The following is a 20,904-nucleotide window of genomic DNA, read 5'->3' as shown; positions in this document are numbered from 1 at the left end:
ATGCAGCCGGCCGTGACGATGCTGTTAGCCCGGGCGCTAGGTTCTTCCCGGGTTTACAGCATGGGACGCGTTTGGAAACTCGCATGAACCTCGCGAGGTTTCAAACCGAGCCGGAAGCCCGCTCTTTGGCTGCAGGCGGTCCCCACAGCAGGCGGAATCCCTGGCTGCCGCAGGCGGCACATCACTACAACACATCCCTAACACAACCTTAGGCTTGGCGCTTCTCTAAGTAGCGTGATAGGAGCGACAGCAGGTAACAAACGATGAAGTACATCAAAGCAATCGCCACAAACATTGGAATAATGTAATTGGTGTTTTGCCCGTAAATGATCTGTGACCGGAACAACATTTCTGGTAACAGGATAATCGTTGCCAAAGACGTGTCCTTAACCAGTGAGATGAATTGGCTCACGATGGCCGGAATCATTTTGACTAAAGCTTGCGGCAACACGATGTGCCACAGACCTTGCCAGTAAGTTAGCCCGTTAGCTCGGGCCCCTTCCATCTGACCGGAGTCGACCGCTTGAATCCCGGAGCGCACGATTTCAGCGAGCATTGTGGACTCAAAGATGGTCATGGCGAGGATGGCCGCCGGAATAATCTCCGGCTTAACTCCCAGGTTGGGTAAGCCAAAGTAGGTAAAGAACAGGATCAACAACAGTGGCAGGTTCCGAATCACATCGATGATGAATCCAACGACCGCCGATAAATATTTAATCTTCACATAGCGAATCACACCGAGAATCGACCCGATAATAAAACTCCCAATGATCGAGACGACGGAAACCAGAATCGTAATCCATAAGCCCCCGAGCAGGTAGCGCAGGTTGTCGGGAGAATAGGCATCAATAAAATTTTGCAGCATAATGATTCTCCTCCCCTTAAGCTAACCGCTTTTCCAAGTAGCGCATGTAGTAACTGATTGGCATCGTAATAATCAGGTAGAGGACCCCCACGGCGGAGTATGCCGCCATAGTTTCCAGTGAGCTTGAGGCGATAACGTTTCCTTGGTACATCAGGTCAAACCCACCGACAAAGGCTAACGTCGAAGAGTTTTTGACCAAGTTCACGAATTGATTTCCCAGTGGTGGGATGACGTAGCGAAAGGCCTGAGGCAACACCACGTAGCGCATGGCTTGCCAGTACGTAAACCCATTTGACCGGGAGCCTTCCATTTGACCGGGATCGACGGACTGAATGCCCGCCCGCACCGTTTCGGCGATAAAGGAAGACGTGTAGAGTGTCAATCCAATCGTCCCGGCGGTGAACCCGTTCATCTTGACCACATATAGCGGGAAGACGACGTAGAAGAACATCGTGATTACCAGCAGTGGAATGTTCCGGAAGAGCTCGATATAAGCCCGCGCGATTCGCCGGCCAATCTTGCTTGGTGATTCCTCCAGTAAAGCGAAGAACGTCCCAATTATCAGACTAAAAATCAATGCGATGAGGCTACACAATAGCGTTTGGCCAAGGCCATAGAGGAGTGTGCCTCCGTATGCTTGAAAGATATGAATCATTCTTTAGCCGCCTCCTTGTAGTCAAAGCCCTTCACGTTGTGGAACCACTTGTGAAGAATCTTGTCATATTCACCATTCTCACGCAACTGCGTCAGCGCCTTGTTCACGGACGCCTTGAATGGCTCCTGGTTCTTGTCGATTGCAATCCCGTAAGGTTCGGAAACGAACGTGCCCCCAGTAACCTCGTAGCCAGGGTTCTGAACGGACATCCCGTAAAGAATCCCGTTATCGGTCGTCAACGCTTGCCCTTGACCGGACTTCAAAGCGGTCATGGCTTGCGCGTAGTCGGTCAACTGAAGCACCTTGGCATCGGGAGCGACCTTCGCCACATTTTGCACGGAGTCCGACCCCACAACACCGAGGACGGTCCCCTTCTGTTTGTTTAAGTCCTTCACGTTCTTGATCCGACTACCCTTCTTGACCAGCAGTGACTGCCCGGCAAAGAAGTAGGTTTTCGAGAAATCAACTTGTTTCCGCCGCTCCGGTGTGTTGGTCATCGTAGCAATGATGGCATCGATGTTCCCATTTTTCAGCATCGGCATCCGCGTTGAACTCGTCACCTGAATGAATTTAGCCTTGGCATCCTTACCGAGCATCTGCTTAGTCAATGCCGTAGCGAGATCCACTTCAAAACCTTTGATTTGATTGTCCTTGGTGTCGAGTAACCCAAACAGTCGGGTATCCGCCTTGACACCCCAAGTAATCGTCTTGTCCTGGCGGTCCGTCTGCAACACATTGCGTTGCGACAGCGGCTTATGGCCGCAAGCACTGGCGACCACCGTCAATGTTAACAGGGTCAGAACTAAGCCGAGGATTCGAATAAACTTCTTCATATGTCATGTTCCTCCCCGTTTTAGTGTGTAATAATCTTGCTTAAGAATTGACGCGCCCGTTCATTCGTTGGTTGCCCATCGAAGAAGGTTTCTTTAGAGTCATCTTCCAGAATCCGGCCATCAGCCATGAAGATAACCCGGTTGGCTACTTCACGAGCAAATCCCATTTCGTGGGTCACGACTAAGGTAGTCATACTGGAATCCCGCGCGATGGTCTTCATAACGTTCAGCACATCATCGATCATTTCGGGATCCAAGGCACTGGTTGGTTCGTCAAATAACAGACACTTGGGTTTCATTGCCAGTGAGCGGGCAATCGCGATTCGTTGCTGTTGCCCCCCAGATAATTGGGAAGGCATCTTGGGCGCTTGGTCCGCCAAACCCACGCGATCGAGCATTTCCATGGCAACCTTTTTGTTTTCATTTTCGTCACGGTGCAGCACGATTCTTGGCGCTAACATGATGTTTTCAAGAATTGTTTTGTTGGCGTATAAATTAAAGTGTTGGAACACCATTCCCACGTTCTTACGGATCCGGTTCATATCGGTCTTGGGGTTGGCGAGGTCCTGACCGTTTACAATCAGTTGCCCATGGCGAATCGATTCCAGACCATTGATGGTCCGAATCAACGTCGACTTCCCAGACCCAGATGGTCCGATCAGCACGACCGTTTCACCGTCCTCAATCGTCAGATTAATGTTATGCAGTGCGTGAAAGCTACCGTAGTATTTTTCAACGTTGTGAAATTCAATCATTGACATAAGTCTTTCCCTCCACTAACTAAAGTATTTGCCCGAAGGCGACTCCCACTCCTGAAATTTTACTCCGTGTTTTTTGAGTCTAGGTTAAAGTTTAAACCAAAAAAATAACCCGGTCAAAATAAACACATCATATGTAACCACCCCCAGTGATGGTTTAAGCTCAAAAACGTTAGTCATACCACGGGTTAAGCCTCTGTGATATTCACGTGAAAATTTTTCTGTCAGTTAGCACCGCGATGTTAGAAAACGTGACATTCAGGCTATCAAAACCCGAACATTTTTTACAAGTTCGCTGGTTTTCTCGCATCAGTTGGGACCAGCATGTTAGCTATGCACTATCTCACAGCGATATAGTCTGTTACCGACCACCCCGACTCTAGGAAAAGTCACCTGTCCACTTTGACTATTTTGTAGCAGACTGACGTCACAATGTCATGCCTCGGACGGCCGTTAGCGCATCTATAGCAACAATAATGGGTACAAAAAAGCACGTTCAGAGAGAATATCTCTGAGCGTGCCGGTTATCATGCTGATTCATTAATGGTGGTAACGGGAGGTCCGCGTCATCGGTTCAGACTCGGTCTCCGTCTGTGGCGCATCGTCGTAACGGGCCCGCCGTGATGTCGCCGTAGACTCACGGGTCATCTGGTCAGTACTCGTTGGCGCTGGCTTGGTGCCACCCTGATGCTTATATGCCAGTTGAACGGCCACTTGAAAGTCGTTGGCCTGTTCAATCACTGACGTCCGGCCGAGAACCTTGAAAGGACCCCCGACTAACGTAGCATTGGCTAAATACAGTTCGATTTGATCCCGAACATCGGCCACATTTTGCAGACCGACCGTGCTGACCACACCGACGCGTTGCTTTTCAGCCTGATTCATGCCGGCGTAAACGACCAATTGATCGTTTTCCGTTTGCATGTCAAAGTAGGGAATCAAAGCGCCGGGACCCGAAGCGTAAACGGGCTTCCCCGTCTGCCGGGCCTGCTCCGTAATTTCACGGTCACCTAACCCCGAGTAGTCCATCTGCAACAACTGATTTTGTTGCAGGCGACTCGCCAAGTTTTGGATGTTGGCTTGTTCGATTGGTGTCGACGTTAATTTCCCAGGTAATATTTTCTTCTCATCGAAGTAGCCATTTGCTGGAATATTCCGACCACCCATCGTTCGTCGGGGCTTGTCCTCCTCGGCTTCTTTCGGCTTCATGTGCAGCGCCTTTTCAATCTTAGGCGAAATATCGAATGGAGCCTTCTTCTGGGTGAAGTAGTACACCGTATTGAGATAGACAAAGTACAGCAGTACCAAGGCAATCAACAGAATCAATAAGCCCCAGAATGGGTGACCATTTTGGAGATAACGCACGGCGATATAAAACAGGTAGAGATCCCCTAATGCGCCCAAAATGACGTAAATGCGGTTCTTAATCTTAACACTCACATTGATGTAGCCCAGGTAATGGTTGACCATATCAAGAAAACTAAGCATTGTCGGTCCCCCTTTCTTCGTTATTGACCCGTATCGTTGGTATCATTCGTATTGTTATAAGTCGTGGCGTGACTATACGTGCCTGATCCGGTATCGTCCGTGGTATCATCACTGTTCGTCGTGTCGTCACTCGCGGTATTATCATTATCAGTCGTTGCTGAACTCGTCGTGCTGGATGACGTCTTCTTCTTGGAAGTCGTCCCCGTGTTGCCGGTGTTCCCCGTAGTTGTGCCATTATTCGTGTTGTCTTCGGATGTCGAATTTGCTGAAGAGCTTTCCGTATCCGTCGAGGAACTACTACTGCTACTCTCCTTGTTAGATGAGTCGCTGCTGTCCTTCTTGGAAGAATCAGAGTCCTTTTTCTTACTGTCGTCGCTAGCCTTCTTCTTAGAATCATTTGACTGGTTGACGACCAGCGATGAACTCGTCGACGTCCGTGAAGCCCCTTCATTGGTCTTCGTCACGGAATTAGTGACCACGTTGGTAGCGCCGAGCGCGAGTGCCATTGAAACGATGGCAAACGGCGTAATAAAGGGTGGTGTCCGGTACGCCATGCTACATTCCTCCTTCTGAATTAACTCAATGGTTCTTATTATCCCACGTTAAGTTCAAAAAAATCTCAAATTTCTTTTAATTTTTCCTAAGGTTTACAACCTCTTTACTTTCGCCTGCGGCCGCCAGGGATTCCGCCTGCTGTGGAGACTGGTCCAAACTTGAGAAGCGGTCTTGGACCTCGACTTGAAACCTCGCCAAAACCGCGAGTTTCCAAGCTCGTCCCATGGTGTAAGAACGGGAAGAATTGCTCCCGTCTTAGCACCATCATCACGGCCGGCTCCATCCCTGACCTCCTCCGGCTTAAACAGGTTTTAAAACCGGATATCCAGTCTCTTTCTGTATTCCTTACGATTGACACAAGACAACTCTCGCTGATTAGATGGCCACTTATGAATCATCCAACTTATCATAGTTCCTAAGTTCGTGAGAATCAGGTCGTTGACCATTCAGCTAACGTCAGATTAACAAGTTTTCCTAGCTGGAGGTAGCCAGAGGTGTAGCCAGCCGTGACAGCTGCGTTAGACCGGGCGCTCGGTTCTCCCCGGTCTTACACAGCGGGACGTGTTTGAAGACTCACAGAAATTTTGTGAGGCTTCGAACCGAGCCGGAAGCCCGTTCTTTGGCTGCAGGCGGTCCCCACAGCAGGCGAAACCTCTGGCTACCGCAAGCGACAACTTTTAACTCGTTAGTTGTTGACCAACGTCTTCTTGGGCGCCGCAACAACCCCGGCCGCCTTGCACTCTGCGCAGATACCGTAGAGTTCGAAGCTGTGGCCCGTGATGTCGTAGCCCGGTAGTTGGTCCGTGAAAAAGTCCATCGGGCACATTTGGAGCTCGGTGACCTTCCCGCAATTCTGACAAATGAAGTGGTGGTGATGTTGATGGTGGAAGTCACACTGGTACTTTACCCGCGTGCGTTCCTGTTCCGTATTCTGTTCAACAATACCGACCTCTTCAAATTCCTTCAGGTTCCGGTAGACGGTGTTATGACTCATCCCCGGAAATTCAGTCCGCATATAAGCGTCAACGGTCACCACATCCGTATAGTGACCTTGATTGGTCAACAAAAACTCCAGCAACGCGTGACGCTGTTTGGTCAACTTAAACTTATTCTTTCTTAAAATCGCCACAGCGGCGTTCAACGTATCTGCCATGATGGGCGGCCTCCTCTTAAAAATTTAGTCCGAATTCCTAGTAAGTTTCGCACATTTCCAAACGAAACTCAACCAAGACGTCGCTTATTCTGCCTGTAAGCGTTTCATCAGTTCATCTAACTTAATCTGAGTCTGTTGCCAGTTATCATTATTCAGCTGAATGGCCTTGCCCTGAAGCGCCAGTGGCATGGTCAAATCGCGCCGATATTCGGGACTGGCAAACCGTTGTTTGAGCATGCTTCGGTCGTCACCACGCTGTGTCACCCGTGTAAGCAACTCGTCCGGCTGACTGACCGTCAAAAAGATCACGACGGCCTCGTCCCCCAACTCCTGTGCGTAGGTAATAGCGCCCTTACTATCCAAAACAATGGCCACAAAGGGGTCCCGCTCGAAACCAGCCGCCAAGCCTTCACGTGACGACCCATAATGGTAGCCGGAATAGAAGACGGACTCTAGGTAATGATTCTTCGGAAAGCTCTCATCACTCTCAAAATAGTAATCACGACCGTTGACCTCACCCTGACGTGGTGGTCGCGTTGTGTGCGTAATTACCTTGGTGACGGGATACTCATCGACCAGGTAATCCTGAACGGTGGTCTTGCCAGTCCCCGTCGCCCCGGTGATGACCAATACTTTATTTGACATGCCGATCCCCCGTTAAGAAGGCGTTGGCCTGCGTCATCAAGTCCTGCAGATTCGGGTAACTCAAGCGCTCATGCGCCGTTGAAAAGTCAAACCAACCGAATTCACTGATTTCTTCAACTTGTCGGTGAATCGTGACATCGGCAGGCACTTGCGCGGTGTAAAGAACCACGTGCTTGTGATGTCCGTTCTTCATATCATAATCCAAGTCGGCATGGAACGTGGGGTCGATCGTCACGTGCAGGCTAGTCTCTTCGCGAATCTCACGAACGGCCGTTTCAATGTCGGTTTCGTTACCTTCCACGTGACCCTTGGGAAAGCCCCAGAAGTTGCTGGTGGCACTCTTTAACAATAAGTATTGTGGCTGCTCGTCGACGAGACGATATACGACGGCACCACTTGCATTTTCGGTAATCATGATGAAATTGCCTCCTCTTTCACTTCTTCACAACCATTTGATGGCTGGTTAGGATCTCTTGTAGCGCCTCCAGGACGGTGAAAATGAACTGGAGCACTGAGGGCGGACGCCGGGAGCCACAGAACGGTCTCCCAGCTTAGCTTCAAGCCTCTAGGGACCGAGTCTCAAAGCTACCAATTGTCTAAGCGTCACAACCCAACGCTAAGACAATTCCCACAGTGGCGTCCATTTTCACCGTCCCTGCGGCTGACAGACAGCTAACCAACCACAAGTCTGCCTCACCCTTATTTTGCTATACCAGCTTTAGCTGACAGTTAGCTTTACTCTCGCATATAAATGAAAGTTAACCATACCACGAACTGCTTTTGATTTGGGGATTTTGTCAGAAAAAAAGTTCATTAATATTCTAGCTGACTTGTTGGGCATAATTGGCGACTGCCGCGGCCGCCAGGTTTTACCGAAAATCCGTAAGCTTATTCAGCCGAAACAGCGCCGCTATGGCCTTTCAGCCAGTCATTCTGTCCCTAACCCAGCTCCTTAATCACCAGTCCTCACCAAATCCGTTGTGACCATATCTGTTCTATTTTATATCGAAAACCAAGGTTGTGGGGATTTTTTAATCGGGTTTTGGTAAAACTCTTGCCAACTCTCATTGACTTTTAATTTAAGTCTAGGGTACACTATCCGAGATATCATCATTATTAAGGAGGCTTTTTATGGGTATTTCGCGAATATTTCGCCGCGAACGCTTAGATAATTACTTAAAAAGTGACCAGCACTTTGCCAAAACAATGTCGGCAAAGGATCTGATGTCACTGGGCATCGGTGCCGTCATCGGAACTGGGATCTTTATTCTCCCCGGAACCATCGCCGCGCAGTATAGCGGGCCCGGCATCGTTTTATCCTTCCTGTTAGCGGCCATTGTCTGTTCGACAGCGGCCATGTGCTACGCCGAATTCGCCTCCGTTTTGCCAGTCGCTGGGTCCGCCTACTCTTACGGCAACCTGGTGTTTGGCGAAATCATCGGCTGGGTACTCGGATGGGCTCTGATCTTGGAATACGTCTTGGCGGTCGCCGCCGTGGCCAATTCCTTTGGGGCCTATTTTAACTCGTTCCTAGCCGGTTTCCACCTAGACCTCCCCACAGCCGTCACGGGACCTTATGACCCCGCACACGGCACGTACGGGAACATCGTGGCTATCCTCGTCGTCCTGCTGATCAGTTGGCTCCTCAACCGGGGCATGCGCGAGTCGATGCGGATCAACAACGCTATCGTCATCGTCAAAATTGCCATCATTATTTTATTCGTCCTGGTAGGGATGTTTTACGTTAAACCAGCCAACTGGCAACCCTTCGCCCCGTTTGGGAGTAAAGGGATTCTACGGGGAGCTTCGACCGTTTTCTTCGCCTACCTGGGCTTTGACGTGGTCTCTGCCTCGGCTGCCGAAGTTAAGAATCCCAAGAAGAACATGCCAATTGGGATCATTGGGACGTTGATCGTAGCCTCAGTTCTCTACATGCTGGTTGCGGTCGTCCTTACGGGGATGGTCCACTACACCAAGCTGAACGTGGCTGATCCCGTGGCTTTTGCGCTGACGCTGGTTCACCAGAATTGGACGTCCGGGATCATCTCGCTGGGAGCTCTGGCGGGGATGTTTACCATGATGGTCACCATGATCTACAGTTCCTCTCGGCTGATCTACTCGATCGGTCGCGACGGCCTGTTGCCTAAATTCCTAGGAAAGATCGACGACTCCAACGGGACGCCTAAGAACAGTTTAGCCGTCATCACCGTGGTCATCGCCTTACTGGGTGGCTTCGTTCCTCTGGCCCAACTGACCAACCTGGTTAACATCGGAACGTTAGTGGCCTTTCTCTTCGTTTCCTTTGGGATTATCCGGTTGCGCCACATCAAGGAACTCCCAGAAAATTCTGGGTTCAAGGTGCCTTGCTACCCGGTACTGCCAATTGTCTCCGGTCTGTTGTGCTTCGGCATGATGCTCCAGTTGCCGGCTGAGACTTGGATTGCCTCCTCGATCTGGTTCGCACTGGGGCTGGTGATCTACTTCACCTACGGCCTCCGACACAGCCGCCTCAACGATGATTTGCCAAAATAATTGTGTGTTTTCAGCGCCTTACCGGGTGGGCAAAATGGACTGGAACGCGGTGGGCGGACGTCTGGAGCCATAGAGCGGTCTCCAGACTTGACTTTGAACCTCTGAAAATCAAGTTTCAAAGTCACCAATTATCTAAGTGGCCAAAACCACCACTAAGATAATTCCCACGGCTGAGTCCATTTTGCCCACCCTCACGGCTTACACTAGTTCTTTTGGCACTTCGCCGGTTGGCAACTGCTTGGGAATTTTAATATTTGTTTTTTACTTTTACGTTTTTAAACCATGCTTACCTGACAAAGTCATCACGTCAGCTAAGTAAGCTTAAACTATGACCCTTTAACTTATTCAGGAAGGTGATCAATTTGCGTAATCAACAATTTGCTATTCGTCCCACGCAGCCGGCCAATGCCCTGCGCGAGTTGGAACAGATTCATTTCTTAACCGCTGCTAATCAACAGTTGACCAGTCCCAGTGCCTTACTGCGGGACTTCTACGACAAGAGCTGGCCGGAATATACCACGGCTAACGTGGTCGACCAACAACTCAGTAACTTAATGGCAACACCAGATCTCGATGGGCTGGCCTTCTTGGCCCAGCACGAAACGGTCTCAGTCACTGGCTTCTACAACCTAGCCCTGCAACGCCTCGGTTTCACACCGGGCTTGGACTTCCAGCTGACTGATCCACTGGCTGCGATGGCTAAGATTCAACTCCCCGTTGCCGACCACGCCGGCAATGACTTCACCCTTGCCGAACTCAAGCAAGCTTGGTATCTCTTACTTACGACGCACACCAAGACTGGTCAGACCTTCCTCGACCACTTGACGACGCACGGTTACTTCGCCCCAATGGTGCACGACGCCAGCGTGGAGAAGCCTCTGATCTTTAACGGCAAATCCCAGGCTGTCTTCGACACGACCCAGCTGATTCGCGAAGTCGTTTACGTTGAAAGCCCCCAAGATACCGACCATGACGGCCAGCGGGACCTGCTGAAAGCCGAGGTCATTCGGCCAGCCGAAACGGAAACCGGCCTAAAGGTCCCCGTCCTCTACACCGCAAGTCCCTACAACCAAGGGACTAACGACGAGGCCGGCGATCAAATGATGCACAACGTCAACGTTCCCTTGGAACCTAAACAACCTAATGACTTGACGCTAGCTGATGTCACCGCACAGCCCGACACCACGCCAATTCCAGACCCACGGCCCGTGACAACGACCACTAAGACCGCCGAGGAAACCTTTGCGCGCGAACAATCCTACACGCTAAACGACTACTTCCTGGCGCGGGGCTTTGCGGTCGTTTACGCCGCCGGTATCGGGACGTTGGATTCCGATGGTGTCCGCACCACCGGGGACCCTGAGGAAACGACCTCGACCATCGCCATCATTGAATGGCTGGCTGGGAACCGTACCGCCTTCACCAGCCGGGCCGCAACCCAAGCCATCCCCGCCTGGTGGAGTAATCACGCCGTTGCCATGACCGGTCGCTCCTATCTGGGAACGCTGGCCACAGCCGCCGCTACTACTGGGGTCGAAGGCCTCAAGACGGTCATTTCCGAAGCCGCCATTTCCAACTGGTACGACTACTACCGTGACGGTGGCCTGGTCATCGCCCCCGGTGGCTTCCCCGGTGAGGACACAGACGTCTTGGCCGAAGAAACCTTTAGTCGGCAGCTCAAGGCCGGCGATTACCACCGGATTCAAGCCAAATGGCAGGCTGACCTCGCCGCTATTACCCACGGTCAGGATCGCAAGACTGGCAATTATAGCACCTACTGGGATGCCCGGAACTACCTGAAGAATGTTAAAAACATCAAGGCGGATCTCCTGCTCGTCCACGGGTTAAACGACTGGAACGTCAAGCCACGCAACGTCAACAATCTGTGGAATGCCGTTCGTTATTTACCCGTCACGAAGAAGTTGATTCTCCACCAAGGCCAACACATCTACATCAATGCCTTCCGGTCGATCGACTACACGGACATCGTCAATCTCTGGTTGACCCACGAGCTGCTCGGCGTCGACAACCAGGCGGAAACGTTATTGCCAAACGTCATTATCCAAGACAACGTTACCCCAGAGACCTGGCACGCTACGGACGATTGGGACGCCCCAAGCAACCCAACTCGGGTCTTCAACCTCCAACACGACGAGCTGGTCGATGAGACAACGCATGAACCGATGGAATTTGCCACCAGCTTTAGCGACCAGCTCCCCGTCGCCCAATACCAGCGCTACACCAAGGACATTGACGCTTGGCAAACGGCCCTCCTCGGTGACAAACATAACGACATGTTCGGCCACCGCTTGATTTTCAAGTCCGCCGTCTTAAAGGACGACCTGGTCTTAGATGGCAAGCCAACCGTGAAGCTGCAAGTCGCCGTCAACCAGCCAGTCGGGATGTTAAGTTTCCAGATTGTGGATTACGGCGATGCTAAACGCCTTGGCGTGAGTCCAACACCGCTGCGGGTCAGCCTCGATGAAGGCTACCGTTGGCGCGAGGATAACCTGCGTGAGTTCCAGACGACCAAGCCGACGCCATGGAAGATGATCACGAAGGGCCACCGCAACCTGCAAAACCGGACGAACGCCTACCACGTGGACGAGTTGAAGCCAAACCAGTTCTACGATTTATCCGTGACCTTACAACCAACCCACTACCGGTTGTTGGCGGGGCACCAACTGGGCTTGGTCATCTACGCGACCGACTTCAGTATGACTGTCCGCGGAAATCAGGACTTGCAGTACTCGATCCAGCTGGGTGCTTCTTCCCTAACCATCCCCTTCGTTGAGAAGTAAACTTTGCGTATGCATCGCCTTACCGGGTGGTGGAAATAACCCGGAACGCCAGGACGGACGACCAGAGCCAAAGAACGGTCTCTGGCCTTGTCAGTGAACCGCTAAGAATCGCGTTTCACTGACACCAGTTCTCTAAGCGACAAGAATCGTCACTAAGAGAACTCCCACGGCTGGGCTTATTTCCACCACCCTCACGGCTTACACGGCAAGTAACTTCACCACTTGCTCGCTACACAATTATCTTTGGTTTCGAATTTACATGTACAGTGATAAAATATTAACTAACGCATCTGTCCGGTGCTGGCCAATGCTAATAGCTAGTAGTCTACACGTAACTAGCCGTAGAGTCGGTGAGAATGAACTCAGCTGTGGGGATGCTCTTGCCGGCTGAATTTGCCGGTTAGAGCATCGGTGACTTTGAGACTCGCTTCTTAGTGGCTTAAAGCCAAGCCAAAAGACCGCTCTTTGGCTTTCGGCGCCCGCCCTCAGCGCCACGGTTCATTTTCACCGGCCCGAAGGCAGTTCAACACGTTGACCAGCACGATGGATAACTCATTAGAAACGGGGGAATTTACTCATGAAACAAGGCACTACGATCATTACCTTAGACAACGGCTACCACCTCTGGACCAATACCCAAGGGACTGGTGACATTCACCTGCTTGCCCTTCACGGTGGCCCCGGTGGCAACCACGAATACTGGGAAGACACTGCCAAGCAACTCGCCGCACAAGGCCTGAACGTTCAGGTCCACATGTACGACCAACTTGGTTCTTGGTATTCCGACCAACCCGACTATAGCGACCCTGAAACGGCCAAGAAGTACCTGACCTACGACTACTTCCTGGATGAAGTCGAAGAAGTTCGGCAAAAATTAGGCATCGACAAGTTTTATTTGATTGGCCAATCATGGGGTGGCGCATTAGTTCAAATGTACGCTGCTAAGTATGGTCAACACTTAAAGGGTGCCATCATTTCCTCTATGGTTGATAACATTGACGAATACGTTGAAAGCATTAACCATATCCGGGAAACGGTCTTATCTGCCGACCAAGTTGCTTACATGAAGCAGGTCGAAGCCGACGGTAACTATGACGATCCTAAGTACCAGAGTTACGTGGACATCTTAAACGATGGCTACGTGGACCGTAAGAAGCCCGCTGCTATCTCCCACTTGATCAGCACGATGGCAACCGACGTTTACGGCGCCTTCCAAGGTGACAACGAATTTGTCATCAAAGGCAAGCTGAAGGAATGGAACTTCCGTGACCACTTGAAGGAAATTAAGGTGCCAACCCTGTTGACTTTCGGTGAACATGAAACCATGCCAATCGCCACTGGTAAGAAGATGGCTGAACTCATCCCCCACTCTCGCTTCGTTACGACGCCTGAGGGTGGTCATCACCACATGATCGATAACGCACCGGTCTATTACGACCACTTGGCAACGTTTATCCGCGATGTGGAAAATGACAACTTTAATGCTTAATCTTTAACCTAAAACGTTCTGCGGACTTCTCTAAGAGAAATTCGCAGAACGTTTTTTTAATTTCATTAGCCAACCCTGACTGTTTATGTTGCAATATTACATTCTCTACCTCGATTAACAGATAAAATGAAATGGACAAGCCTTCACAGACTAACTAAAACCAGATTATTGGGTAGTTTCCATGGCTAGGAAGCAAATAATACAGGGCCAAAAGTATTATTAAATAAATATTTTACACGGCTGATTATCCCTGTATTCCATGTTAGATTTAATTGAGCGCTCACGCACTCTTAAAAATACTAGTAAAACTAGAAAATTACCGTGATAACAGAAACATTTAGTAAGACCATGGACATCATTATTTTGAATTTAGTTAATCAATAGTCATACGGAGGAGATCTTCTGAGTACATTAGCAGTAGGCGAACTATTATTTTATAGTATTATTGCCGTCGTAGTCGTGACTGGTATAACACTAGTTTGGTTACTTTTTCGTCATAAAAAATAGTTTTAACAGACAAACAAAAAAATGTGATTGGTCTCCCTGAAGGAAACACAATCACATTTTTATTTGCTTAACAACACGATTTCAAGCGTACTAGTGAATCACAACCTTCATCCCATAAGGCACGTTATTGTAAACCCACTTGGCATCGGAGACCGATAGCCGGACACAACCGTGTGACGCGGCCGTCTTGCCCAGTTCTTTGGCTTCACTTTCGATGAAATTGCCGTCCTTATCCGTTGGGACACTGTGGAAGAGATAAATCCCATGATCCTTCCAGGAGACCCAATACTTCGCCCCTTCACCAGAACCCTGGTTGTAGAAGAACTTGCCACGTTCGGCCTGGATGTAATACGTTCCGTGTGGGGTGCCATTTTCCTTGCCCGTTCCTGTCGAACAGTACATGGTATAGAGCACCTTATTGCCGTTTTTCACGTAGACCCGCTGCTTACTGGTATTCACATCCAGCCAAGCATTCGGGTAAGTCTTTAAGTTTGGATAGGCCTTATCTTCGGAAGGTGCACGCCAATCAATCGTCTTGGCCTTTGGCTTTGGTTTCGCTATTGACTTGACCGTCCGTGTGGTCGCGGCTTTATCAGCCGACGTATGTTGCATGACGCGGTTAATCCCCACCGCCGCAACAACGACCAACACGACAATAACGAGTAATTGTCTGAATCGTTTCATGCTTTTCCGTCCTTTTTACTGAATTTCAACCCACCGTTAACTGTAACGGATTTAGCGGCAAAAGGGAACGCTTTTTACCGAAACGTAATCTTAGTTTTGTGTATTCTTCAAACTCAGCTTTTCCACGTTCAGGATCTTATCGACCAATCCGGTGTAGAAGCTTTCCTCATGACTGACGATGATGGCGTTGCCAGGGAAGGTATTGATAGCTTCCTTCAGGGCTTGCTTGGTCTCGTCATCCAAATGGTTCGTTGGTTCATCCATGATCAGGAAGTTAGCGGGTTCAAATTCCATCATCGCCAGCTTGACCTTGGTCTGTTCGCCCCCGGAGAGCTCACCGATCGGTTTCATGGCATTGGCGGAATCCAGACCACACTTGGACAACTTGGTCCGAATAGCCTTTTGTGGTAGCTTTTCGTACTTCGCCTGGATAATCTGCAGAGGTGTCTGCCGATTGTTATCCCAAACTAAATCCTGGCTAAAGTAGCTGATTCGTGCGGATGGTGAGAAGGACGCTTCCCCACCCTTGGCCTTGATGATGCCCAAGATGGACTTGATCAGCGTTGACTTCCCGACCCCGTTGAACCCGGTCAGGCCGACTTTTTGGTCGGTCGTCACGGAGAAGGTCACTGGTTTCAGCAATGGCCGATCATACCCAACGGACAGTTGGTCCACGACCAGGGCATTCTGCGAGCCGGTTTCCTGATAAGGGAAATCGAAGTGGGCTTGAATGTTGGTGGAAGGTGGATCGACCCGGTCCAACCGGTTCAACATCTTTTCCCGTGACTTGGCCATGGTCGACTTGGACCCGGCCTTGTTCTTACGGATAAAGCGTTCGGCCTTTTCAATCACGACCTGTTGTTTATCGAATTCACGTTGTTGGGCCTTTTCTTTTTCAGCCCGTTGCCGCATGGCCTGCTTGAAGTTTCCTCGGTACTTGGTGATCCGACCGAACGCCACGTTGATGATACAGTTGGTGACGTCTTGCAAGAAGTCGTAATCATGGGAAACAATCAGAGCCGCCCCATCGAAACTGTTCAGATAATCTTCCAGCCAGTCGATGTGTGCCGTATCCAGGTAGTTAGTCGGTTCGTCCAGTAGAATCACATCTGGCGTTTCCAACAACAGCTTGGCCAAGATAATCTTTGACCGTTGGCCCCCAGACATGTTGGCAACTTCGTGGTCGCGACCCATGTCATCCAAGCCTAGCCCGGAAATAACCCGTTCAATCTCGGTCTCAACGTCGTAAAAGTTCCGCGCATCGAGTTCCTCTTGAATCCGGCCGGCTCGTTCTAAGAGCTTATCATCCATGCTCTCGGCGTATTCCGTATACATGGCCGTCATCCGGTCGTTCATTTCATAGAGATCGGCGTAAGCGGTGTGCAGAAAGTCGATCAGCGTCATGCCTTCTGGAATATCGGCATACTGGTCCAAATAACCCACGTGGGTCTTCTTCTGCCACTTCACTTCTCCGGTCAGTGGGAGTTCTTGTCCCGTAATAATTTTGATTAAGGTTGACTTACCAACCCCGTTTTGCCCGACGACACCCATGTGTTCGCCCTTTTCTAGGGTAAAACTGGCCCCTTCGTAGAGCTTCTTATCAGCGAAACTCATGCTCAGGTCGTCAACTTGTAGTAATGGCACGTGTATCCTTCCCTTCTTCTCTCACGCAGAAAAAGCCCCGACGACGTCAAGGCTTCATCCCAAACCTAATATATAAGTAGTAACTTACCACGAAACGCCCGGGTTCGTCAACTTCACCGCTTAGGGCCTTTCCTGAAAACTATGCTATAATAGTGAAAATTTACTTGCTAAGGACTGAAACTTTCATGAATATTCGTAACATTGACCATTTAACCCTAACTGTTAGTGACATCGAGCGCTCCGTCCGTTGGTACCACGAGGTTTTCGACCTGCCCATCATCGAATTTGACGATGGTCGCCGTGGTGTTAAACTTGGCAAACAAAAGATCAATTTCCAACAGACTGACGCCCCCCATTTGCCGGTCGCCAAGCACCCCACGATTGGTGGCGCCGACTTCGCCATCATCGCGACCGATCCACTGGCAAACATCCTGTCCCACTTGACCAACTACGCGGTGGAAATCGTGGATGGACCACTTCCTAAGCAGGGAGCACTGGGCCCAATGACGTCCGTTTACGTCCGCGACCCCGACGAAAACCTCATCGAAATCGGGAAATATGATAAATAACTGGCAACATTGTTTTAGAGATCAGTGAGCTTTAGCGTGCCGCCTGCGGCTGCCAGGGATTCCGCCTGCTGTGGGGACCGGTGAAATCCTGAGAATCGGTATTTCACCTCGACTTGAAACCTCGCTGAAAATCGCGAGTTTCCAAGCTCGTCCCATGCTGTAAACCCGGGAAGAACCTAGCACCCGTCCTAACGCCATCGTCACGGCCGGCTACATCCCTGGCCTCCTCCGGCTCTTGGTAGTCGTTAGCCATTAAGATAGTCGGTTATTTATCATGCTACCGCGATAATGTGATTTCCGATGGGCGTCGTACTCACTAAAATAGGCTTACTTAAATTGTGAATTCAAAAATTTCACCGAACCGCACAAATAAGTCGATCGACGCCAATCTTACATGTAATTCTGTTGATCTGCGCCGACCACTACGTAAGCCGTGAGGGCGGCACAAATAGCCTCAGCCGTGGGAATTCACTTAGCGACTTGTCGCTTAGAGAATTGGTGGTTTTGAAACTCGGTTCGCAGAGGTTCAAAACCAAGCCTAAAGACTGCTCCTTGGCTTTAAGCGTCCGCCCAGGCGTTCCAGGCTATTTGTGTCGCCCGGTAAGGCGCTGACAAAGACCAACTTAACCGCACCAAGCAAAACTGAAATACCTAATATTGGAGGATTGCCTGAATGAACTCTTGGAATAAGGGGATCAACTGGCTGCTTGACTGGATTCTACGTGACCTCAAGTGGCTAGGATTCCTACTGTTGTACCTCATCGACAGCGTTTTTCTCACCCTGGCGACCCAACAAGCCAGCCACGGGAGTAGCCCCAACCGAGCGATCGGTATGATGCTGATCTACTCCGGGCTGTTGCTGGGCTTTATCACCTGGCGTTATCAGAAACAGTTGCAACAAAACAACCCGCGCAACTTCGGTCGAACCCCTTTCACTGGGAAGACCGTAAGCCAGCTGATTGGCTTCTTCATTCTGATGCTGACGATTCAGTATTCGTGGTCAATCTTAATTGCCACCCACATTTTACCTAGCCCCGCCAACCAGACGGCCATCAACCAACAGGTCACACAACTCCCATTTTGGAACCTGGCCTATGCGATTCTGCTGGCGCCGATCTTTGAAGAGCTCATCTTCCGTGGCATCTTCCTGAACTACTTCTTCAGTAAGAATACCCGGCTGATGAATTTTCTCGGCATCTTTATCTCGGGAATCATCTTTGGCTTCATGCACGTATCCAGCTTCACGCCAACGTTGATTATGTACTCCGCGTTGGGCTGGGTGCTGGGCTATAGCTACCTGCATTTCCGCGATGTTCGCTACGACATGACACTTCACTTTTTAAACAATGCATTATCTTTAATCTGACACAACACAAATAAAGGACTGAGGCCAAATGCCCCAGTCCTTTATTTATGTACGGCCGCTTCCCCACAATTTCCTAGTAGTCGTGGTTCGCGCGTCCTTGACGTTTTTTCTTGTACCCAGTGATGACCGTCTCGCGGGACCAGTCACCTCAAAGGTTACAAACGCTTCGCTCAACTTTACATGCGGATTCCGTCAAGCTCCCTAAAACTAGGTTACCTTAGAATCTGGCCATAGTATAGAACATTATCAGCGTGATAGAAAGCAAACTCCCACATATCGGGGAAGGTGCCGTACACGAGTTAAGACAAACTAATAGCTTTGGTTACGCCGCGCAAAAAGAGTCTGAGGCAACTCAGGCTCTTTGGGTATCTCCAAATCTATATTGCCAGTTCTGCTTAAAACTGATTGTCCTTTGTCCATTCTCATTTATTACGACCACACCTGGTCTGCCACCGCAATGACATGCCGTAGCTTTTGCCACTCCTCCTCTTGTGTGAGGAGGTTACCCACCGTAGAAGACGCGAAGCCACATTGCGTTGACAAGCCAAGATTCTCTAGCGGTAAGTGCTGCGCGGCCTCATTTAAACGTGACTCCAGTGATGAGGCTAATTCCAGCTCTGGTGTCTTTGACGTCACCAAGCCTAAGATCAAGCGCTTATGAACATTGTTTTGCCAAATCGCATCAAGTGGTTCAAAGCCACCGGCTCGTTAGCTATCATACTCGAGGAATAAGCCGTCATAATTCAGCTGACCCAAATATTCCGCAACCACATCGTAACTACCGGAGAAGACGTAAGTTGATTTGAAATTTCCCCGACAAATATGAGTGGTCGTTGTCAGATCATCCGGCAAGTCTTTGAGGATAGCATTCACCAAAGCCACAGCATCCTTGGCTTGGCTCTCGAAGTTGGCATGAGCCTCCGGATTGTCCTCGGTCGCATTCAGTTCGCTGATAAGGTACGCCCAATTGGTATCGTCCAACTGTAAATAGCGATTGCCCAATGCGTAGAAATGCAGGATGGTCTCGTGATACGCCTGAGCCAAGTCACTTAGGTAGTTGTCCCAATCATCGTAGACATCGTGCCAATTGGCTCCGAACAATAACGTTGGTGATGGAATGGTTTGTTTAACCCTGACCCCTGCTGGCACTAACGACTGTGTATACTGATAGTCATCAAAGAATGGATGGTCGGGGTTGAACGCCACTCGGTCCACCAACTGGGCGGTGTGGAGCTTGTTACCCCCACCGGCAAAGGAAATGGACTCCTTGAAATGCTCGCTGATACCAGTCAGGTGTTTCCAAAAATCGAGATGCCACCAATTTCGATTGAACTCGCCATCAGTAACAGACCGTAGTCCTAGGGCAACCTCTTTAGCCACGACCTTCTGGGTTTCGGCGCGTTGAACCACCTTTAATGCTGTTGCCGTCAATTCACCTCGGTTAAATTGAGCTAACGCCTCCTTCAACGCTGGCGTCCGCAACAAACTCCCTACAACATCGTAATGCGTCGGAAATTTTACCGTCGTTGTCTCAGTCATCAATCATCCCTCCTTCTAATTTACTTAGCGTCCGGTACCACCGCGAATGCCCGTACAGGGAACCCGGGAGCCTTTTCTGCCTTAGGTACGGAGATGAAAATGTAGGCGCCAGTGGCTGGAACTAAGTCCAAGTTGTCTAACAACTCCACCTGATAGTGGCCGTGTGACAAGACGTAGTATTCTCCGACTAACCCATCTTCCTGGTTGACTGCCGTATCGGTGTCGAAGGTTTCATGACCATTAGCCGTCACATGGCGTTGTTCGTAAATAAATTTCAACGCATCAAGGTCCCAGCCGGGATAATGGGCCTGCCCTTTAGCATCGAGATTTTCGAACTTTTCCTGACTTGGCCAACGTTTACCCCAATCAGTGCGTAAGGCAACGAAGGAATTTGCCGGAATCTTACCATGTTTAGCTTCCCACGCTTTGATGTCGGCCACACTCAGTGAAGCGTCGGCACTCTTTGTGACGGCAGCTGAGCGGTCAATCACAATCAATGGCAAGACGAGTTCCTTCAAATCCAAATCTTCCACGTACTTATCCTGATGAGCATCGAAGTGAATGGGTGGATCAATGTGGGTGCCGAATTGCCCAGGAAATGTGTACTCTTTAACGAAGAAACCATCTGCATGAGTAAAGATCGTCTTGAATTTTGGCTTGGCAAATGACGGAAAACGTGGACTGTCCGGTCCAAAGGTATGGGTTAGATCTACCCATTTAAAGTCCTTTAGTGCGGTTACCACTTGAGAAACTGGCGAATTTACGGGTTCAACTGTCACTTTAGAATCATTAATTTTTGTCATAGAATAGTCCTCCAATAT

Annotated in this window: 17 protein-coding genes and 1 pseudogene; 5 read left to right on the top strand and 13 right to left on the bottom strand. The window is 50.0% G+C overall.

The features are described 5' to 3' along the window. Positions 1-208: 208 nt before the first annotated feature. The 9 genes from FD07_RS04915 to FD07_RS04870 all read right to left on the bottom strand — a co-directional run bounded on the left by FD07_RS04915 (position 209) and on the right by FD07_RS04870 (position 7,367). Positions 209-862, bottom strand: coding sequence for an amino acid ABC transporter permease (locus FD07_RS04915; protein WP_027825936.1), 654 nt, complete (start codon positions 860-862; stop codon positions 209-211). A gap of 19 nt (positions 863-881) precedes the next feature. Continuing rightward, complete coding sequence (locus FD07_RS04910) at positions 882-1,520, bottom strand: amino acid ABC transporter permease (protein ID WP_020089045.1); 639 nt, start codon at positions 1,518-1,520, stop codon at positions 882-884. Next, positions 1,517-2,353 carry a transporter substrate-binding domain-containing protein gene (locus FD07_RS04905; protein ID WP_020089046.1) on the bottom strand — a complete coding sequence of 279 codons (837 nt, stop codon included), beginning with the start codon at positions 2,351-2,353 and terminating at the stop codon, positions 1,517-1,519. Before FD07_RS04905 ends, FD07_RS04910 begins: the two co-directional genes overlap by 4 nt. A 20-nt stretch (positions 2,354-2,373) precedes the next feature. Next, positions 2,374-3,114 (bottom strand): amino acid ABC transporter ATP-binding protein, encoded by a 741-nt coding sequence (locus FD07_RS04900; RefSeq protein ID WP_020089047.1) that lies wholly within the window; start codon positions 3,112-3,114, stop codon positions 2,374-2,376. 537 nt (positions 3,115-3,651) lie between these two features. Next, positions 3,652-4,599, bottom strand: coding sequence for a DUF6681 family protein (locus FD07_RS04895; RefSeq protein ID WP_020089048.1), 948 nt, complete (start codon positions 4,597-4,599; stop codon positions 3,652-3,654). Between the two features lie 20 nt (positions 4,600-4,619). Beyond that, positions 4,620-5,153 (bottom strand): hypothetical protein, encoded by a 534-nt coding sequence (locus FD07_RS04890; RefSeq protein WP_020089049.1) that lies wholly within the window; start codon positions 5,151-5,153, stop codon positions 4,620-4,622. Between the two features lie 686 nt (positions 5,154-5,839). After that, a complete protein-coding gene (locus FD07_RS04880; protein ID WP_020089051.1) occupies positions 5,840-6,307 on the bottom strand; it encodes a Fur family transcriptional regulator in 468 nt (155 codons plus the stop codon). Positions 6,308-6,391: 84 nt separating this feature from the next. Continuing rightward, the gene (locus FD07_RS04875) at positions 6,392-6,952 is read right to left on the bottom strand and encodes a nucleoside/nucleotide kinase family protein (protein ID WP_020089052.1); all 561 of its coding nucleotides are present in this window, start codon (positions 6,950-6,952) and stop codon (positions 6,392-6,394) included. Beyond that, positions 6,942-7,367: a bis(5'-nucleosyl)-tetraphosphatase gene (locus tag FD07_RS04870; protein WP_020089053.1), complete on the bottom strand. Its 426-nt coding sequence runs from the start codon at positions 7,365-7,367 to the stop codon at positions 6,942-6,944. The genes FD07_RS04875 and FD07_RS04870 overlap by 11 nt, the downstream gene beginning before the upstream one ends. Positions 7,368-8,083: 716 nt before the next feature. Between FD07_RS04870 and FD07_RS04865 the strand changes: the two genes are divergently transcribed. The 3 genes from FD07_RS04865 to FD07_RS04855 all read left to right on the top strand — a co-directional run bounded on the left by FD07_RS04865 (position 8,084) and on the right by FD07_RS04855 (position 13,774). Next, positions 8,084-9,484 (top strand): APC family permease, encoded by a 1,401-nt coding sequence (locus FD07_RS04865; protein WP_020089054.1) that lies wholly within the window; start codon positions 8,084-8,086, stop codon positions 9,482-9,484. 362 nt (positions 9,485-9,846) lie between these two features. Beyond that, the gene (locus FD07_RS04860; protein ID WP_020089055.1) at positions 9,847-12,285 is read left to right on the top strand and encodes a Xaa-Pro dipeptidyl-peptidase; all 2,439 of its coding nucleotides are present in this window, start codon (positions 9,847-9,849) and stop codon (positions 12,283-12,285) included. A gap of 577 nt (positions 12,286-12,862) precedes the next feature. Then, the gene (locus FD07_RS04855) at positions 12,863-13,774 is read left to right on the top strand and encodes a proline-specific peptidase family protein (protein ID WP_020089056.1); all 912 of its coding nucleotides are present in this window, start codon (positions 12,863-12,865) and stop codon (positions 13,772-13,774) included. 597 nt (positions 13,775-14,371) lie between these two features. On the opposite strand, the gene FD07_RS04850 is transcribed toward FD07_RS04855, so the two are convergent. Together FD07_RS04850 and FD07_RS04845 are read right to left on the bottom strand one after the other, a co-directional pair. Continuing rightward, entirely contained in the window at positions 14,372-14,965 is a 594-nt protein-coding gene (locus FD07_RS04850; protein WP_020089057.1) for a L,D-transpeptidase, read from the bottom strand. A gap of 90 nt (positions 14,966-15,055) precedes the next feature. Next, a complete protein-coding gene (locus FD07_RS04845; RefSeq protein ID WP_033388736.1) occupies positions 15,056-16,579 on the bottom strand; it encodes an ABC-F family ATP-binding cassette domain-containing protein in 1,524 nt (507 codons plus the stop codon). 215 nt (positions 16,580-16,794) lie between these two features. On the opposite strand from FD07_RS04845, the gene FD07_RS04840 reads away from it, so the two are divergent. Together FD07_RS04840 and FD07_RS04835 are read left to right on the top strand one after the other, a co-directional pair. Then, on the top strand, positions 16,795-17,178 hold the full coding sequence (locus FD07_RS04840; RefSeq protein WP_020089059.1) for a VOC family protein: 384 nt from the start codon (positions 16,795-16,797) through the stop codon (positions 17,176-17,178). 673 nt (positions 17,179-17,851) lie between these two features. Further along, a complete protein-coding gene (locus FD07_RS04835; protein ID WP_020089060.1) occupies positions 17,852-18,544 on the top strand; it encodes a CPBP family intramembrane glutamic endopeptidase in 693 nt (230 codons plus the stop codon). A gap of 429 nt (positions 18,545-18,973) precedes the next feature. Here FD07_RS04835 and FD07_RS04830 read toward each other — a convergent pair. Together FD07_RS04830 and FD07_RS04825 are read right to left on the bottom strand one after the other, a co-directional pair. After that, positions 18,974-20,083, bottom strand: a pseudogene (locus FD07_RS04830) (5-methyltetrahydropteroyltriglutamate--homocysteine S-methyltransferase). 20 nt (positions 20,084-20,103) lie between these two features. Next, complete coding sequence (locus tag FD07_RS04825; RefSeq protein ID WP_020089062.1) at positions 20,104-20,886, bottom strand: cyclase family protein; 783 nt, start codon at positions 20,884-20,886, stop codon at positions 20,104-20,106. Between the last annotated feature and the right edge of the window lie 18 nt (positions 20,887-20,904).

The sequence above is a fragment of the Levilactobacillus parabrevis ATCC 53295 genome (assembly GCF_001434055.1).
Classification (GTDB): Bacteria; Bacillota; Bacilli; order Lactobacillales; family Lactobacillaceae; genus Levilactobacillus; species Levilactobacillus parabrevis.
This window is presented reverse-complemented; position numbering and strand designations above follow the sequence as displayed.

Excerpts from the sequence above, each read along its gene's own strand:
- FD07_RS04910 (WP_020089045.1), bottom strand. The coding sequence starts at position 1,520 with ATGATTCATATCTTTCAAGCATACGGAGGCACACTCCTCTATGGCCTT.
- FD07_RS04905 (WP_020089046.1), bottom strand. The coding sequence starts at position 2,353 with ATGAAGAAGTTTATTCGAATCCTCGGCTTAGTTCTGACCCTGTTAACA.
- FD07_RS04900 (WP_020089047.1), bottom strand. The coding sequence starts at position 3,114 with ATGTCAATGATTGAATTTCACAACGTTGAAAAATACTACGGTAGCTTT.
- FD07_RS04895 (WP_020089048.1), bottom strand. The coding sequence starts at position 4,599 with ATGCTTAGTTTTCTTGATATGGTCAACCATTACCTGGGCTACATCAAT.
- FD07_RS04890 (WP_020089049.1), bottom strand. The coding sequence starts at position 5,153 with ATGGCGTACCGGACACCACCCTTTATTACGCCGTTTGCCATCGTTTCA.
- FD07_RS04880 (WP_020089051.1), bottom strand. The coding sequence starts at position 6,307 with ATGGCAGATACGTTGAACGCCGCTGTGGCGATTTTAAGAAAGAATAAG.
- FD07_RS04875 (WP_020089052.1), bottom strand. The coding sequence starts at position 6,952 with ATGTCAAATAAAGTATTGGTCATCACCGGGGCGACGGGGACTGGCAAG.
- FD07_RS04870 (WP_020089053.1), bottom strand. The coding sequence starts at position 7,367 with ATGATTACCGAAAATGCAAGTGGTGCCGTCGTATATCGTCTCGTCGAC.
- FD07_RS04865 (WP_020089054.1), top strand. The coding sequence starts at position 8,084 with ATGGGTATTTCGCGAATATTTCGCCGCGAACGCTTAGATAATTACTTA.
- FD07_RS04855 (WP_020089056.1), top strand. The coding sequence starts at position 12,863 with ATGAAACAAGGCACTACGATCATTACCTTAGACAACGGCTACCACCTC.
- FD07_RS04850 (WP_020089057.1), bottom strand. The coding sequence starts at position 14,965 with ATGAAACGATTCAGACAATTACTCGTTATTGTCGTGTTGGTCGTTGTT.
- FD07_RS04845 (WP_033388736.1), bottom strand. The coding sequence starts at position 16,579 with ATGAGTTTCGCTGATAAGAAGCTCTACGAAGGGGCCAGTTTTACCCTA.
- FD07_RS04840 (WP_020089059.1), top strand. The coding sequence starts at position 16,795 with ATGAATATTCGTAACATTGACCATTTAACCCTAACTGTTAGTGACATC.
- FD07_RS04835 (WP_020089060.1), top strand. The coding sequence starts at position 17,852 with ATGAACTCTTGGAATAAGGGGATCAACTGGCTGCTTGACTGGATTCTA.
- FD07_RS04825 (WP_020089062.1), bottom strand. The coding sequence starts at position 20,886 with ATGACAAAAATTAATGATTCTAAAGTGACAGTTGAACCCGTAAATTCG.